We start from the raw sequence: 15,431 nt of genomic DNA on the forward strand, positions 1-15,431 counted from the left end.
TATTGATGCGATAGAGTTGTGCAACCTGAGTCTGAACATTGTTGACGGTGAACAGGAGCGACTGGTCCTGGGGTGCGCGGGCAAGTACCTGACTGTTGAATGGCGCAGTGTAGATAGTATGTAATACCCCTCCACTAACCGGTGCTACCTTGACGGAAGTCCCTGTGCCGGACAGTTTTGTTGTATTGGTATCTGAGTAACATGTAGCCTTGCTACAGGCGTTGGCTGATAATCACAGGCGGTTACCAGTAGAGACGTAAGGATCAGTAAAAAGCTGAAAAAAGATACCTGCCCAACTTTAGCGTGCATAATTTCTTCCTTTTTAGTTACCTGTTTGGGCATCCGTCCAGGTGTTTCTGCTAGACCTTCAGGTACGTCCATTTAACGGATTATCACAGGTAACATGGAGCAGCAGTGACACTCATAAGGAAACATAAATGTATATGCCTTGAGTATGAACTATCCAGTGCGCTATTTCTACACCATCTACGCATCATTTGCTCATCATCTACTGGCCGTCTGCGGTGGCGAGTTGGGAGTTTTCTATTACTGACATTGACCATGACAATAGATTTATGCTATTCTCTACATTGCATTATAATAATTTTAATACTATTACAAGTGATGTTTCTTATAAAATTTATTGTAAAAGGGAAGCTAGATGAAGGATCATCTGGAGCATGTCGGACAGGTTATAGGTGACTATCGTCTGTTGCGCTGGCTAGGTGGTGGTGGCTTTGGCAATGTCTATCTGGCCGAGGATATGCGTGATGGCCAGCGTCACCAGGCCCTTTGATTATAACCTTGCAAGAAAGCGGGCAGGCATGTCAGTTCTATCCTATGAACTTCTGGGCAATTTCTTGTTGACCGGTGAGATAGCGCAGGATATGCCGGCCTTTTTACAGCGTCACAATCATGCCATGACTGCTCATCATTGTCAGCAAGTAGCGGCTGAATGTCGGCAGGTTGCTGCATCCACTGGCGTGAGTCTTGTCCAGGCTGAGATAGCGGGCTGGCTCCATGATGTGAGCGCGATCTTTCCCGCGTCCGAACGAGCACAGATTGCTCATGCGCTTGGACTGGAGGTACTGGCCGAAGAAGAACGCTGTCCGATGATTGTTCACCAGAAACTTTCTCGTCTCATGGCTCAGGAGATCTTTGGTGTCACTGACCTCTTGATCCTGGACGCCATTGGCTGTCACACGACGCTGCGTGCGCAAGCTACTCTACTCGATAAAGTTCTCTTCGTGGCTGACAAACTGGCCTGGGATCAGCCTGGTATTCCTCCCTATGACCGGGAATTGCGGGCAGCATTGGCGCAGTCGCTGGACGCTGCCACCAGTTTTTTTGTCAGATATCTCTGGGATCGCCGTGAGGCTTTACTGGTAATTCATCCCTGGCTGCGCGCTGCCGCACTTGAAAGAGGCTACTGAGCAATTAACCAGTCTTTAGATATGCTTCAAGTTTTTTCAGTGCGATGATCCGCATCGATGTTGCTCGTGCTTCATCCGCGTCCATCTCAGCCCACGTCTGGTCATATCCGGTGGGAATAAAAACGGAATCCCAGCCAAAGCCATTCTTTCCTCGTGGACTGAGCGCAATAGAGCCTTCTCTTGTTCCAGTAAAGATTCGGAAGAATTGACCATCATACAGACCAAATTGGACCGTAGCCAGAGCCGATCGGTCCATGGCTTCGTCGAGGAGTTCACACAGACCATCGGTACCTAACTCTGTGAAAAACCATTTAATGAAAGGACCAGGTAATTTTCCCAGGGCCAGGAATTGCAGTGAGGCATCCTCTACGAGTACTGGTGATTGAACATGCGTATATGCTTCTCTGGCTTTATACTCTATGATGGCCTCTAAATCCAGCGATTGGATCTCGATGAGATCAAGGTTTTTATAGCGCACTGGAAAATCTAAGAAATGACCGAGCTGCTCCGCTTTTCCAGGATTACTGGTAACAAATGTTAAAGATTCAAGCATAGGTGTCCTTTGTGGTGAATTTCTTTGCTGTTTCAGGCTTTGTTAGACGGTATCGCGTTCGTTGTAACGGTCTCTTTTTGGGGAACGAGCGTAGATAAGTGCTCGGATGACATGCCAGAAGCCCGGCAGAGTTCAACAATCAGGCGCGTCTGACGCAGGATTTCCTCATCCTGGGCGGACATATGCGCCATGATCTGCTCAATATCGTGATAGGTGTTCATTGTTGTTTTATATTGCTCTTCTGCCTGTATCTCTTGTTTCCTGCCTAACAATCCCTGTCCAACCATAATGACGATCATCAATGGGAGTTGTGGTACTGAGGCGAGGCAGAGCAGTAAAGGCCAGGGGAGGGGATCGAAATGGGCGATGGTCGCATTGGCCAATATCCAGAGAATAATCCAGGCGGCAATGAGCCAGAAGGTAGGCATGGCTGAGAATAATTTTGTCATTCTCACGGCGACCCGCTGGTTAAAGTTGGCGGCGGCTTTTTCAGCTTCGAAGATCACATTGGCATTTTGTATCCGATGCGGATGTGGCTCATGTTTAAACAGAGCATTTGACGGATGCTGTGGTGCGAGTGCAGTTTTTTCTTCTGACATTGTATTTCTCCACGTGCATTCACTGATGGGATTGTTGAAAACGATTACACTATACGCTCATTCCCACCTTTTGGCTAGCGTGTGTCGGATTCTCATGCTTTCCATGGTCTTTCTTCTCCTGAACGTTCGTGCCTACTGCGCTTAAATCCTCCAATGGTATCCAGGCTCCCATGATTGGGAGCCAATGGTCATACTGAAAAAACAGTACATATCCTCCAAAGAAATACTCTTTGCTTTCATTGTACCGGGTGGGTGATTGGGGTATATTGGATCTGTCTTATCAGGTGCCAGCAATGTATGTGTAGCTGGACAAGTATTCCATTGCCTGTGAACGGAAAAATCGATTATCGATCTTTGCCGCAACCCGAAAAATCGCGTGATATGCTCAAACACCGACTGATCCTGCCGTGCGATCCACTGGAGAGCCAGCTGATCAGAATCTGAGAAGAAGTCATGGATGTGGGTATTATGGATAACTTCTTTGAACTGGGAGGTCACTCACTCCTGGCTGTCCGACTGATGAACCGCATACAGGATCTGGCATTGACACTCCTCTTCCAGAAACCCATCATTGAACAACTGACCAACATGCTTCGCCAGCAATCCATGCCAGCTCGTTACTCCTCTCGGACGAGAATACGGCCCAATGGTACTAAACGTCCACTATTCTGTGTGCATCAGGCTGGAGGCTATGTCTTCTGTGGTATACCCCTGTGTTGCCGGGTGACAATCTGGGTATTGGTCGCATGACCGCGGGTACAAACCTTAGTTGCGAATGTAAAGGTGATTCTCAATGAAGAGAATTCAAACGCGTAACTCAAATATTGGTGATTAATTGATTGTTTTTTCGTTGATTTGGCGTCTGAATAAATAGGGGGTAACAACATGGCAAATATTATCATAAAAACGAACCATCCATATATGTTAGCGAGTAGGACATATCGAGCAGAGAATACCGTTGTTGAGATTGGAAATGTTCAGATAGGCGGTAACAAAGTCGTAGTGATGGCCGGCCCATGCTCAGTTGAGTCATCACAACAAATTCTCAATATCGCCGAAGAAGTGAAAAAGGCCCGCGCTACTGTCTTGCGTGGGGTGTTTTTAAGCCGCGTAGCTCGCCATATAGTTTCCGTGGTTTGGGTGAGGATGGTTTGAAGTTGCTGGCGGCAGCCCGTGAAATGACTGGTTTGCCCATTGTGACCGAAATAATGAGCATTGACCAGTTACCAATTATGGCGGCCTATGCAGATATACTGCAAATCGGTGCACGTAATATGCAAAATTTCTCTTTACTGACAGCGGTTAGTAGCTTGCAAAAACCAATTCTTTTGAAAAGAGGTATGGGGAATAAAATCGATGAATTGTTGATGGCCGCAGAATATATTCTTGATGGAGGAAATCAGAATGTGATTTTGTGTGAACGTGGAATCAGAACATTTGAGACGGCTGCGCGCAATACATTTGATCTGAATGCCATTCCCATTTTAAAAGATCTTACCCATTTACCCGTGATTGCTGATCCCAGCCATGCGATCGGTAACGCAAAGTACGTACCAGCTATCGCTCGGAGCGCGATTGCAGCCGGTAGTGATGGATTGCTGGTGGAAGTACACGATGATCCGCAGCATGCCTTGTCTGATGGTGACCAATCAATTACGCCTGCCGTATTCACAGAATTGATGCAACACATCACTGCGATCGCTCTTTGTTTAGGCAGATATGTATAGCATGTTTGTTTCAGCATGCATGCATAGAGAAACATGATCTTTCCTCATGGGGATTATGCTTCAGCATTCTATAAACGTATGAGTCATGAATAAAGATATAGATAGTAATCACTATCTATATGTAAGTGACTAATATATTTGCTGTAATTGTTGTGGATGATGTATCCTATAGCTATAATGTGTATGATTCAATAATAAAGTTTGACATGATATATCTTTTGTGATTATAATAAAAATAGTTATTTAATCTACGTGTATGAGCTTATTGTATTAAGAGATGCACACATGGTTTATAGCTAAAAATTTTTAACATTTTGTTAAAAAACGCATATTTTTGTATTTAATGCGCTCAGGAACAAATAGCACTATTTTTCGATACTCATCAAGCTCATGTCGGTCAGATGACAGGATCAGAGCGAACCTGACCGGGTAGTGAATGATATGTGCAATCTATATTGATTATTTTGCACATATATGGGCTATTGTTCCTATTTGTAGATATTTCATCTGGAAGATGGGAGAACATTACCGACAGAGATCCAATTATTTTTTTCTATCCATACTGCGTAAGAGTGGTTGAACGGTCATTCGGTGAACTGTACTGCTGTACTGGTTTATGTGTGGATAGACACCAGAAACGGTTACTGTACAAACGTTGTCTGGTTGTTATGATTAACGAACTCCAGCCAGCCCGTGTACAAATTTTGCCAGGGGAGGGCTTTTATGAAAGATTCAGGTTTATTGCTTGCTGAAGAGAATGGTACCCGTGTGCTACTGCGAAAAGTATCACGATGTGGTCATATTTGCTATCATGGACAACTTTATTTTGTCACAAAAGCTCTTGCAGGGCAGCACCTGCAAATTCATGTGACTTCTCAACAGCTTGTTATCAAAGCTGAAATTCCGGTTTACAAGGCATATCCATTGAGAAAGTGAATGAGATCTGATCGCTAGAAGCTTCCTTGAGACATGATTATCCATTTAGCTATGTGACTGCTCATTACACGAAGCGTTGTATCAATGGAGATTATTCGTACAGGACCATCAGGAAAACTCTGTAGAATATCATGGAAGATGAAGATCCAAGTTGTATGGCGTCGTTGCATAGTACATCTTACGTACTTCATCGTACATTGCGCCTTTTAGGAGGATTTGTATGGCCGTCAAGAGAAACAGTCAACCTGATATGCATCAGTCGCCTTTTTCCTCGCGATTTAATTCCGATCCTATTTATTTTTCGCAGGAGACAGTTCAATGGAGTTTTGTGCGATCCTTGCTGCACCTGTTCTGGATTGGTCAAAATTTATGCAAGCAACAGGGTGATGTCGTAGAGAGTTTATGTCGTGAAGTAGCCGATATCACGCAGCAAAAAGCGCAACTCGTATTGAAGCATCGAGATAACCTCGAGGCTACGCAAGAGATAGAGCCGTTTGTTGATCGAGCGCTCATCAGTTTTTCAGTGCAATTTTGTGAAGTAAATTACGGCATATTGTACATTGCGCCAGATGACGAACGGTCTACTATCCCTGCGATGCCCTTTGTGGCGGCCCAATTATTGGCGCAAGTATGTAGCTGGCTGTTATATACCTTTGAGCAGGCTCTTTTTTTGCAGGGCCAGTGCCAGCGTCTTGATAGCCAGGTCGGTGGTTCGCTGACGAAAAGGGAGCGAGAAGTATTAACGCTCATGTGCCGTGGTTATACGCAACACTGTATTGCTGAAAAGCTCAGCATCTCGCCGACGACCGTTGGAAAACATCGGCAGCATATTTATGAGCAGTTGGGAGTACATTGTGAGCGTGACGCCTTATTTGCAGCCTATCAATCTGGTCTCTTTTCGATACTGGATTTCATCGGCACCGAGGCACCGACTCCTCAAATGTGTCATAAATGATATTTTCCCTATTTTTGTCGTAATTTTAATGTTGGAAGTTATGTCAGTAACTATCCTTAGTTACATTTACTCGTTACAGTGAAAGGGGACAGTGATGAATACAGACGATAGAGAAGACACAACCATGTACAAAGTCGTGGTGAACCATGAAGAACAATATTCTATTTTTCCAATGTATCTGGAGAATCCACTGGGTTGGAGAGACGCAGGTAAAAGTGGTCCTAAGCCCGAATGTCTGGCCTTTGTGAAGGAAGTCTGGACGGATATGCGTCCTCTGAGTTTACGCAAGAAGATGGAAGAGTCCGCTGCCCAAAAGTAAGATAAGGTAGCGAAAGAAAGAATAGCTATAAAAGGAAGAGGAAAAATGACGACTCAAGAAGAGCGCAAGGCAGTCTTGCAATGGCAAAATGTCGGTGACTATCAGGATATTATTTTTGAAAAAGCTGACGGGATCGCAAAGGTCACCATTAATCGGCCCGAGGTGCGTAATGCCTTCCGACCACAAACGGTCGATGAACTGATAAAAGCCTTCACCATCTGTCGGGATGATGCCGAGGTAGGAGTCGTGATTCTCACAGGCATGGGCGATAAAGCCTTTTGTTCTGGTGGTGATCAGCGTATTCGTGGTGAAGGTGGTTATGTTGGTAGCGACGGCGTTCCCCGGCTCAATGTCCTTGAATTGCAGAAATTGATCAAATATATTCCCAAGCCAGTAATTGCCATGGTTGCGGGCTATGCTATTGGTGGTGGTCATGTGTTGCATTTGATTTGTGATCTGACGATTGCGGCAGAGAATGCACGCTTCGGGCAAACCGGGCCGCGTGTGGGAAGCTTTGACGCTGGCTGGGGAGCGACCTACCTGGCACGCGTGGTGGGCCACAAAAAAGCTCGTGAAATCTGGTATCTCTGCCGTCAATACGACGCGCAGGAGGCACTGGATATGGGACTGGTCAATACGGTGGTACCTCTGGAGCTCTTAGAGGAAGAAACCGTTCGGTGGTGTCAGGAAATACTTGAAAAGAGTCCGATCGCTCTCCGCTTCCTGAAAGCCGCCTTCAATGCAGATACTGATGGTCTGGCAGGCATTCAAGCGCTGGCAGGCGATGCTACGATGCTTTATTACATGACTGAAGAAGGCAAAGAAGGAAAAAATGCCTTCTTAGAGAAACGGAAACCAGACTTCTCCAAATTCCCGCGCCTTCCCTAAGGGAAAGTCATACCAACCAGATTCCCCGTATTTCATATGTAAAGTGTGGCTGAAGCTCACATCTCAAGATTAGAAGCTTCAGCCACACTTGGGCACTAAAGCGCCCATGCTTCTTCTATCCTGCCACGTTCACAGTTGATGAGTGGCTTGCCACCAGCCTGTTTGCCCCCACGCTCATCGGAGGTGTGTTGCTTGCCGCACTCGGGCGCTAAAGCACCCTACTTCTTTTATTATGTGGTATCAAAAAATGTGCTTTGCGCATTTTTTGATACCACATAATAAAACCTTTGTCCGCACCGCAGGTGCGAAAAATCATGTAGAGAAATGATGGAGTATACGAGAATCAAACACTATACAAACACTATATAAGAACGGCATTGATGGTTAACGTTGAAGAATGTCATGAAATTGGATAGCAACAGTATCTTGCTATGTTACAATGAGGATCATATCTGGCTAGTTCCACAAAGGAGTGTTTTGTGTCACATCAGATTCGTTGGACTATTCAAAAAATCGCACAGCGCTTGAATTTAATTGAGCCGCTTGTCTATCGTCGCCGTCAGACTATTCCATCTTTCCGCTTTTTGCCTCTGATCGGTCCACGGGAGCAGCCACCAGTCGGGGTTGATGTGGATGATAGCGCCTGGACCGTGATCGAGCCCTATGACTACTGGGGCGAGTGGCGCCAGAATTTTGTTCTACGGAGTAGCTTCCAGATTCCTGATGAGTGGGAAAAAGGACTTCCTTTCGCGCTTTCGTTGCCTATCGGTACGACGGGCGATTTTAGCCATCCTGAGGCTTTAGCCTATATTGATGGTGTTTCCTATGCGGCCTGTGACCGTCATCACCATGAGTTTGCTTTGCGCGCGGACTGGCAGGATGCTCAGGTGCATACGCTGGCTTTGCATGGCTGGACTGCCGCCCATGGCGAACATGGCGCGCAGTTGTTGATGAAGCCCTGTGAGGTGGTGCAGATCGATCAACCGACCCGTGATTTTATCGCTACTGCCCGGGTGGCTCTTGGTGCGGCCGAGTCACTCGCCGAAGCGGTTCCCGCGCGTGGTAAATTACTCTATGCTCTTGATCGTGCCTTTATTTTGCTGGATACTCGTGAGCCGTTTGGCGAGGACTTCTATGCCAGTGTGGCCGAGGCTCATTCCGTCTTGAAGGAAGGTATCGCTCAGGCTGGCGCTCCATTGGATGTTGAAGTTGTAGCGACCGGCCATGCACATATTGATGTGGCCTGGCTCTGGACGCTGGGCCAGACACGGCGCAAAGCCTCGCGTACCTTCCATACCGTCGACCGCCTGATGGAGCAGTTCCCTGATTATCACTTTACCCAGAGCCAGCCGCAACTCTATGAGTTTATGCGCCAGGATCATCCTGATCTCTTTGAGGCGATCAAACAGCGTGTGGCCGAGGGGCGTTGGGAACTCACTGGCGGCATGTGGGTTGAGGCCGATTGTAATCTGAGTGGACCCGAGTCGCTGGCGCGTCAGTTCCTGTTGGGACGTTCCTTTTTTGCCGAGCACTTTGGCAAGGATATTGAGACGCCTGTTCTCTGGCTGCCGGATGTCTTTGGCTATGCCTGGGCTTTACCGCAATTGATCAAGCAGGCTGGCCTGGAGTATTTCTTCACTATTAAGATCGGTTGGAGCCAGTATAATCGCCTGCCGTTCGATAGCTTCTGGTGGCAGGGAATTGATGGAACACGTGTGCTGACCCACTTCAGTCCCACGCCCGAGAAGGGCAGCGCCTATGCCAGTACCTATAATGCCATGGCCACCCCGGATGATATTCTTGGCACCTGGACCAATTTCCGGCAGAAAGATCTGGGCCATGACAATGTGGTGCCACCGGTCCTGACCGCCTTTGGCTTTGGCGATGGTGGTGGTGGTCCGACCCGCGAGATGCTGGAAAACCTGCGCGAGATGAAGGAATTTCCGGCCTTCCCGCGCACGCGTCAGGGCGACGTGGGTTCCTTCTTCCGTCAGCTTGAGGAGACATCTGGTTCCCAACTTCCAACCTGGAATGGTGAACTCTATCTGGAATACCACCGTGGTACCTATACCACACAGAGTCGCAACAAGCGTTGGAACCGCAAGAGCGAGTTCTTGCTCCACGATGCTGAGTTCCTGGCCGCCCAGGCAAGCCTGCTGAATAATGACTATCGCTATCCCGACAAAGAGATCACGCAGGCGTGGCAGCTCATTTGTCTGAACCAGTTCCACGATATCATTCCTGGCAGCAGTATCCATGATGTCTATGTAGAATCGGAGCAGCAATATGCTGAGATTGCTAAACTGGGAAACAGTGTTCGTGAGGGGGCGTTGCAGGCGATTGCCAGACAGGTTGCGGGTGATGTCCTGATCGCCAATCCGATCTCCTTTGAGCGTAACGACCTGGCTTTCTGGCCTGAGTCACTGCCTGCTGGACGGCACCTGCAGAACAGTCATACCGGGAGCCCGTGTATGTACAGAGCACAAACAGCGGCACCTGGATCGATGCCGGGGCACTGCATCAATTGAGCATTACTGGCTTGCAGATCGTCGAGGGTGAGCAGAAGCAGCCGAGCACCGAGCTGATCGTTACCCCGGAGCTCCTGGAGAACACCTCTACCCGCATCGAGCTCAATAGTGCCGGCGATATCGTGCGTATCTATGACAAAGTACGCGAGCGTGAAGTCCTGCCAGAGGGAGCCATCGCCAACCAGTTCCAGGCCTTCGAGGATCGTCCGATGAACTGGGATGCCTGGGATGTCGATATCTTCTATGATGACAAACAGTGGCTGGCTGATCCTGCCACTTCCATCCGCGTGGTTGAAAGTGGTCCCTTGCGTGCAACTATTGAAGTCCAGCGTCAGATCTTGCATAGCAAGTATACCCAGCTGATCTCATTAAACTATAATAGTCCGCAGTTAGATATTACGACTGATATCGACTGGCGCGAACGCCACATTCTGCTCAAAGTCGCCTTCCCGGTTGATATCTTGAGTCCCGTGGCGACCTATGAAATCCAGTGGGGGAATGTGCAACGTCCAACCCACCGCAACACCTCGTGGGATTGGGCCAGATTTGAAACGTGCGCGCAAAAATTCGTGGATTTGAGCGAAGGTGACTATGGCGTCAGTGTACTCAACGACTGTAAATATGGCCATGACATCAAGGAGAATGTGATCCGTATCAGCCTCTTGCGCAGTCCAACCATGCCGGATCCTGAGGCGGACCAGGGGGCACAGCGTTTTACTTATAGTCTTTTACCGCACGCTGGTAATTGGGGTGAGGAGACCATTCGCGCTGCCTATGCGCTCAATGATCCTTTGATTGTCTATACTCCAGAGCAGAAAGCAGACACAGCTGCAGAACAGCAGTTGCCGGCTTTTGTGCGTGTGGACAAGCCGAATGTGATCATTGAAACGATCAAGCGTGCTGAAGATGGCAATGGGATTATCGTGCGTCTGTACGAGAGCCAGCGCCGTCGCGGGCGGGTGACGCTGACCACGGGCTTCAATCTGGCCGAAGTCTGGCATACTAATCTGCTTGAAGAAAATGGCGAACAGGTACAGTGCCAGGGTAATGAGCTCACCTTCTCGATCAAGCCCTACGAGATTGTTACCCTGCGATTGGTGCAGGCATAAATCTCGTCTGACCTTGTTCACGCGAAACGCTACGACGGCGCTCCTCCCAGTTTATAGGAGGAGTGCCGTCGTAGCGTTTCACCCTCTACTCAAAATCTTTCTTTGCTCAAAGAAGGATCAATCTGCAATTATTGCACGACGATCGTCATCTCTAATTCCGGATGTTCTTTGCTTTTGATTGTCCATGTGCCAGTTCTTGTGAACTGGAAGGAGGTCTGACCTTTCGCACCGACCTTTCCACCATCGGGTGGGCCCCCGGCAGGCGTGGTCACAAAAGTAAACGTTTGATCGGTGGAATTACTGATTGTAACCGTATCATTCATAACGATAGTCAGATTATGCTGATTCACAAAATTGGTTTGATCAAAGGTATAGGTGCCAGCAGATGCTGGTTTAATTGTGATGGTATAGGTTTTTCCCTGATAAGTGATAGAGCTCGAACTGCAGGCAACCAGTACAATGCTTAAAAGGATGCCAACTATGAGCGTCAGTCCCGGGAAGAGGATCTTTGTATTCTCTGGTGGTGTATGTAGATTCATCAGTGTTTTACCCCTTTTCATTTTTTACACTTCTTGCTTAAGTATATAGTATGATATATCTGTTAAGTTTGTCAAAATTTGTGATATATCATTGTGGTTATTTCATTTTTTTCTCTCTCTGATGCTTGATGATCTTTTGCATTTTGGATAGTGTTTGTTTCCCGAGCGTCCAACCAGCCACACTCTATGAGTTATCCCGAACTTTTGAAAAAGTTCCCAAAACTGGGGGGTGCAGGGTCCTCCCTGCCGGGGTGCGGGGTGTCCCCGCCATTCTTTCTTCCTCTCGCGCCGCCTGCGGCGGCGCGTAAAAAGAGAAAAAGAGGTTTGGCGGGGACACCCCGCACCCCGGCAGGAGGGCTGGCCGCCCTCCTGCACCTCCCGCATTGGGAGCGCGGGACCCATTTTTCGGATTTTTCAAAAATCCGGGATGACTCACAATACCTTTAAAACCTTTGAAGCGCCAGAGTTAAGAAAACAAATCATGCATAAAACGTATTTCATGGAAAACAAGCACTATCTTATATAAGAGATTAGTAAGCAGGAACAAAAATCTGCTTGTGTATTTCCTGATCTAACAAATTCCAGAGGCGTCGATGCATGTGTACATTGCTTGAGCGTTCTGTTCGTACCTGTACAATGTGCAGTCCACCGTTATGGATGCTCTGGAGTACATCAGCTCGAAACAGTTCCCAGCTATCTACGCTATGAAACTGCCCACCATACAGTTGACTTGCATGCTGAAAGTCCAGTCCAATCGGCACCCCAAAGAGTTGTTCAAAGTGTTCCGGATACTGAGCCTGTGGTAGGAATGAGAAAATGCCGCCACCATCATTATTGATGAGCACGATGGTCAGGTTTAAATGATGTAATGAGGCGGCCAGCAAACCATTGAGATCATGATACAATGACAGGTCACCAATCACCAGAACCGTTGGTTTTCCTGCTGCTACTGCACTTGCGCCCAGAGCACTGGAGACCAGGCCATCAATGCCATTGGCCCCCGATTGGCAAGAATATGTATGTCCCGATCCCGGCACCAGAAAAAAGTATCCATATCTCGAATGGGCATACTATTGCCGACAAAGAGCGTGGTAGCCTCAGGGAGCAGGGAGGATAACTCCGTGAAGACACGTCCCTCGAAGGGTTCTGTGAAATCCGCTATCGCGGTCTCTAGCGTCTTTTGCGTGCATTGATCCAGCCGTTGCCAGAGCGTGGGCCAGGCTGTCTCTGAGGATGTCTGATTGACGTTCAGGCTTTCCAGACAGGATTGTAGTTGTTGGCAGAAAGCTGTTGGGTCGGTGTGGATAAGTTCGGAGACCAGTTGCGTTGGCTCTTCCCAGCCCATTTGCCCATCAATAACTATCTGTGGACAGGCAGCATAGTGTTGCAGATACAGTAACACTGGCTTGGATACAGGCATCGCCCCAATACGTAGAATGAAATCTGGTTCGGTGGCATGGACTACCTGTGGGAAGCGCAGGAATGCATCATAGCTGGAAAGAATCCACTCATTTTTGCTACCGCGCAATTGAGATAAAGGATCTGCCAGAATAGGAAAATTGAGCCTTTGGGCCAGCGCAAGTAGCGGACCAATCAGCGTAGACTGGTTCTGTGGACCAACAATAATCAGACCACGTCTGGCCTGACACATCATCTGCAGTAATTGTAGTATTCTGGCAGGAGATGGGAGGCCGGGCAATGGATCACTGATGGCGACATATGGTTGATTATTGGCTCGTCCCTGCCATGCCTGTGCGTTGCGCGCTTCAGGAGCGGGAAAGGCGTGCTCTGTAGAGGGTTGTGGTACCAATGGTTCACGGAATGGCATATTGAGATGAACAGGACCAGCAGGAACCGCCTGCGCCATCCCTACAGCCCTCTGTGCGATCGTACGTACATACCGGAGCATAGCGTCAGTTGCTTCTGGAAGCGCAAGTTCGCTGAACCATTTGACAAAGCTCCCATAGAGGCGGTTCTGGTCAATGGCCTGTGGGGCACCGCAATCACGTAACTCGGGTGGCCGATCCGCGGTGATAACCAGCAGTGGAATGTGCGAGAGCCTGGCCTCGACAATGGCGGGAAGAAAATTGGCGGCCGCTGTACCTGACGTACAGATGAGCGCGACAGGCTGCTGCAGTTTTTTGGCTATGCCTAGCGCGAAGAAGGCGGCTGAACGCTCATCTACATGCATCCAACTATGGATAGTGGTGACAGATGCAAATGCAATTGCCAGTGGTGTCGAGCGTGAACCGGGACAAATCACCACATTATGGACATTCGCACGTTGCAGTTCATCGACAAAGGCTTGCACATACGCATAGGTGGCATTAACTGGATTTTTCACTACCGGTGATACATCATGTATTTCCATCAATGTGTTATTTTTGCTTAGACTGCGTTGCATAACTTCCAATTTTAAGCAGGACTCTTTATATTCAGCCTGTGGATCAGAGTCAGCGACAATGCCACAACCCGCAAAAAGGGTCGCTTCACGCTTCTGCACAAGTGCGGAACGTAGCGCCACCACAAATTCCCCATTGCCCTGAGCATCGATCCAGCCGATCGGGCCTGCGTACCAGCCACGATCTAATTGTTCTTGATCTCGGATAACCTGCAGTGCTGGTTGGTGCGGTAGACCGCCGACAGCGGGCGTGGGATGGAGACTGGCAACAATATCCAGTACATGATGATCAGGGAGGAGTTCGCCAGTGATAGGTGTGATTAGATGTTGGACATTCTTGAGTTTAAGGAGATGTGGCTCCTCAGAAATCCAAATATTCCGGCAGAGCTTATTGAGGACCTGTTTGAGGCTGGCAACGACGATATGGTGTTCACCCTGATTTTTTCTACTCTCCAGCAGTTCATGCCCGATGTTGAAATCTTCCTCTTCATTGGCCCCCGTGGCGCTGAACCTGCCAGCGCCATGGTCTGAAACCTACCACCCTGAATACTGACCAGTTGCTCTGGTGTGGCACCGACAAAGCAACGTTCGCCTCTTTGCAGGGCAAAGATAGAAGCGTTTGCATAATTCTGCTTTAACTGTGTGAGAACATTGCTGACATCGATCGTGCCATTTTTTACTGTCGCATTGACTGCTCGTGCAAGAACCACCTTTTCATAGACGCCATGCTGTATCTGTCGCGTTGTACGGGCGATCAGCGCCTTCCAATCATCTGCTGGGCGTACATTCTGAAAGGTCAGTTGCGTAGATGTCGTGTCCTCAATGTGTCTATTCTCGACAGGTTCCTGTTCCAACAACACATAGAGCTGCTGCAAACGCCTGGTCATCGTTTTCGCACAGCGTTTCACATCATCTTCAGGTTTAATAATGGCATTGATGCTGCAAATCGCATGATGGACATCTTGCCGGAGAAGAAGTTGTGGCAAGATGAGCAAGCCATCCGGGAAACCCTCCCAGAGGGACGTATGTGGCGTATGGGTATCAAAGGAAAACCCGCCAAAGAGGAGAGGGGAGGAGAGCTCATCGTTGGGCTCATCAGGAGGCGTCACCATGATTGCATGTTCTTGCAACCGCCGCCAGATGACATGTGCGGAAGTGAAGCGTTCCTCGCCCTGCGTTTGAATACTCTCTGTTATACCACTGCCAACGATCGCTGTATGTTTGGCTGGTTGTTCCCAGAAGAAATATTCTTCAGTCCTATAGTGCTGAAGAGTACGCAAGATATGAATAGCATCAAATGGTTTGACGCGTTGAGAGAAACTTACCAGAATGCCTCGGCCAAGTTGTGACGCCTTTTTCGAAGCTTCAGAGACAGCCTCCAACAAAGATTTTTCGATAGAGAGAATGGAGAGATCGCTTGCCTGTGTGTTGATCGTGACCATGT

Annotated in this window: 15 protein-coding genes and 2 pseudogenes; 11 read left to right on the forward strand and 6 right to left on the reverse strand. The window is 48.3% G+C overall.

Annotation, left to right across the window (positions count from 1 at the left end; translation table 11 throughout):
• Positions 1 to 661 precede the first annotated feature (661 nt).
• Positions 662 to 796 (forward strand): hypothetical protein, encoded by a 135-nt coding sequence (locus KDW_RS35160; protein ID WP_269822494.1) that lies wholly within the window; start codon positions 662 to 664, stop codon positions 794 to 796.
• A gap of 28 nt (positions 797 to 824) precedes the next feature.
• Positions 825 to 1,433 carry a bis(5'-nucleosyl)-tetraphosphatase (symmetrical) YqeK gene (gene yqeK, locus KDW_RS21070; RefSeq protein ID WP_198925391.1) on the forward strand — a complete coding sequence of 203 codons (609 nt, stop codon included), beginning with the start codon at positions 825 to 827 and terminating at the stop codon, positions 1,431 to 1,433.
• Positions 1,434 to 1,437: 4 nt separating this feature from the next.
• Here the strand turns inward: yqeK and KDW_RS21075 are convergent, their stop codons facing one another.
• Both KDW_RS21075 and KDW_RS21080 read right to left on the reverse strand, forming a co-directional pair.
• A complete protein-coding gene (locus KDW_RS21075; protein ID WP_151757927.1) occupies positions 1,438 to 1,986 on the reverse strand; it encodes a non-canonical purine NTP pyrophosphatase in 549 nt (182 codons plus the stop codon).
• Positions 1,987 to 2,018: 32 nt separating this feature from the next.
• Positions 2,019 to 2,585 (reverse strand): DUF1003 domain-containing protein, encoded by a 567-nt coding sequence (locus tag KDW_RS21080; protein ID WP_151757928.1) that lies wholly within the window; start codon positions 2,583 to 2,585, stop codon positions 2,019 to 2,021.
• Between the two features lie 297 nt (positions 2,586 to 2,882).
• Here KDW_RS21080 and KDW_RS31910 point away from each other — a divergent pair, with 297 nt between their 5' ends.
• The 9 genes and pseudogenes from KDW_RS31910 to KDW_RS33020 all read left to right on the forward strand — a co-directional run bounded on the left by KDW_RS31910 (position 2,883) and on the right by KDW_RS33020 (position 11,047).
• Positions 2,883 to 3,029 (forward strand): hypothetical protein, encoded by a 147-nt coding sequence (locus tag KDW_RS31910; protein ID WP_162005465.1) that lies wholly within the window; start codon positions 2,883 to 2,885, stop codon positions 3,027 to 3,029.
• A 9-nt stretch (positions 3,030 to 3,038) separates the two neighbouring features.
• A complete protein-coding gene (locus tag KDW_RS21085) occupies positions 3,039 to 3,335 on the forward strand; it encodes a phosphopantetheine-binding protein (protein WP_151757929.1) in 297 nt (98 codons plus the stop codon).
• A gap of 255 nt (positions 3,336 to 3,590) precedes the next feature.
• Positions 3,591 to 4,312 (forward strand): annotated as a pseudogene (gene aroF, locus KDW_RS21090) (3-deoxy-7-phosphoheptulonate synthase).
• 723 nt (positions 4,313 to 5,035) lie between these two features.
• Positions 5,036 to 5,248, forward strand: coding sequence for a hypothetical protein (locus KDW_RS21095; protein WP_151757930.1), 213 nt, complete (start codon positions 5,036 to 5,038; stop codon positions 5,246 to 5,248).
• 220 nt (positions 5,249 to 5,468) lie between these two features.
• Entirely contained in the window at positions 5,469 to 6,203 is a 735-nt protein-coding gene (locus tag KDW_RS21100) for a response regulator transcription factor (protein WP_151757931.1), read from the forward strand.
• Positions 6,204 to 6,297: 94 nt separating this feature from the next.
• The gene (locus tag KDW_RS21105) at positions 6,298 to 6,522 is read left to right on the forward strand and encodes an MbtH family protein (RefSeq protein WP_151757932.1); all 225 of its coding nucleotides are present in this window, start codon (positions 6,298 to 6,300) and stop codon (positions 6,520 to 6,522) included.
• Between the two features lie 45 nt (positions 6,523 to 6,567).
• Complete coding sequence (menB, locus tag KDW_RS21110) at positions 6,568 to 7,410, forward strand: 1,4-dihydroxy-2-naphthoyl-CoA synthase (protein WP_151757933.1); 843 nt, start codon at positions 6,568 to 6,570, stop codon at positions 7,408 to 7,410.
• A 479-nt stretch (positions 7,411 to 7,889) separates the two neighbouring features.
• The gene (locus KDW_RS33015; protein ID WP_198925399.1) at positions 7,890 to 9,938 is read left to right on the forward strand and encodes an alpha-mannosidase; all 2,049 of its coding nucleotides are present in this window, start codon (positions 7,890 to 7,892) and stop codon (positions 9,936 to 9,938) included.
• Positions 9,878 to 11,047, forward strand: a complete 1,170-nt coding sequence (locus KDW_RS33020; RefSeq protein ID WP_198925401.1) for an alpha-mannosidase — start codon at positions 9,878 to 9,880, stop codon at positions 11,045 to 11,047. Before KDW_RS33015 ends, KDW_RS33020 begins: the two co-directional genes overlap by 61 nt.
• A gap of 128 nt (positions 11,048 to 11,175) precedes the next feature.
• Here the strand turns inward: KDW_RS33020 and KDW_RS21120 are convergent, their stop codons facing one another.
• From KDW_RS21120 to KDW_RS35590, 4 genes and pseudogenes are all read right to left on the reverse strand, one after another.
• Positions 11,176 to 11,586: a cupredoxin domain-containing protein gene (locus tag KDW_RS21120; protein ID WP_151757934.1), complete on the reverse strand. Its 411-nt coding sequence runs from the start codon at positions 11,584 to 11,586 to the stop codon at positions 11,176 to 11,178.
• A gap of 530 nt (positions 11,587 to 12,116) precedes the next feature.
• Positions 12,117 to 12,623: a thiamine pyrophosphate-dependent enzyme gene (locus KDW_RS33025; protein WP_198925403.1), complete on the reverse strand. Its 507-nt coding sequence runs from the start codon at positions 12,621 to 12,623 to the stop codon at positions 12,117 to 12,119.
• On the reverse strand, positions 12,533 to 13,990 hold the full coding sequence (gene menD / locus KDW_RS21125; protein ID WP_371876264.1) for a 2-succinyl-5-enolpyruvyl-6-hydroxy-3-cyclohexene-1-carboxylic-acid synthase: 1,458 nt from the start codon (positions 13,988 to 13,990) through the stop codon (positions 12,533 to 12,535). The genes KDW_RS33025 and menD overlap by 91 nt, the downstream gene beginning before the upstream one ends.
• Before the next feature lie 45 nt (positions 13,991 to 14,035).
• Positions 14,036 to 15,429, reverse strand: a pseudogene (locus tag KDW_RS35590) (isochorismate synthase); the annotation flags it as partial.
• Between the last annotated feature and the right edge of the window lie 2 nt (positions 15,430 to 15,431).

The organism is Dictyobacter vulcani, assembly GCF_008974265.1.
In the GTDB taxonomy this organism is placed as follows: Bacteria; Chloroflexota; Ktedonobacteria; order Ktedonobacterales; family Ktedonobacteraceae; genus Dictyobacter; species Dictyobacter vulcani.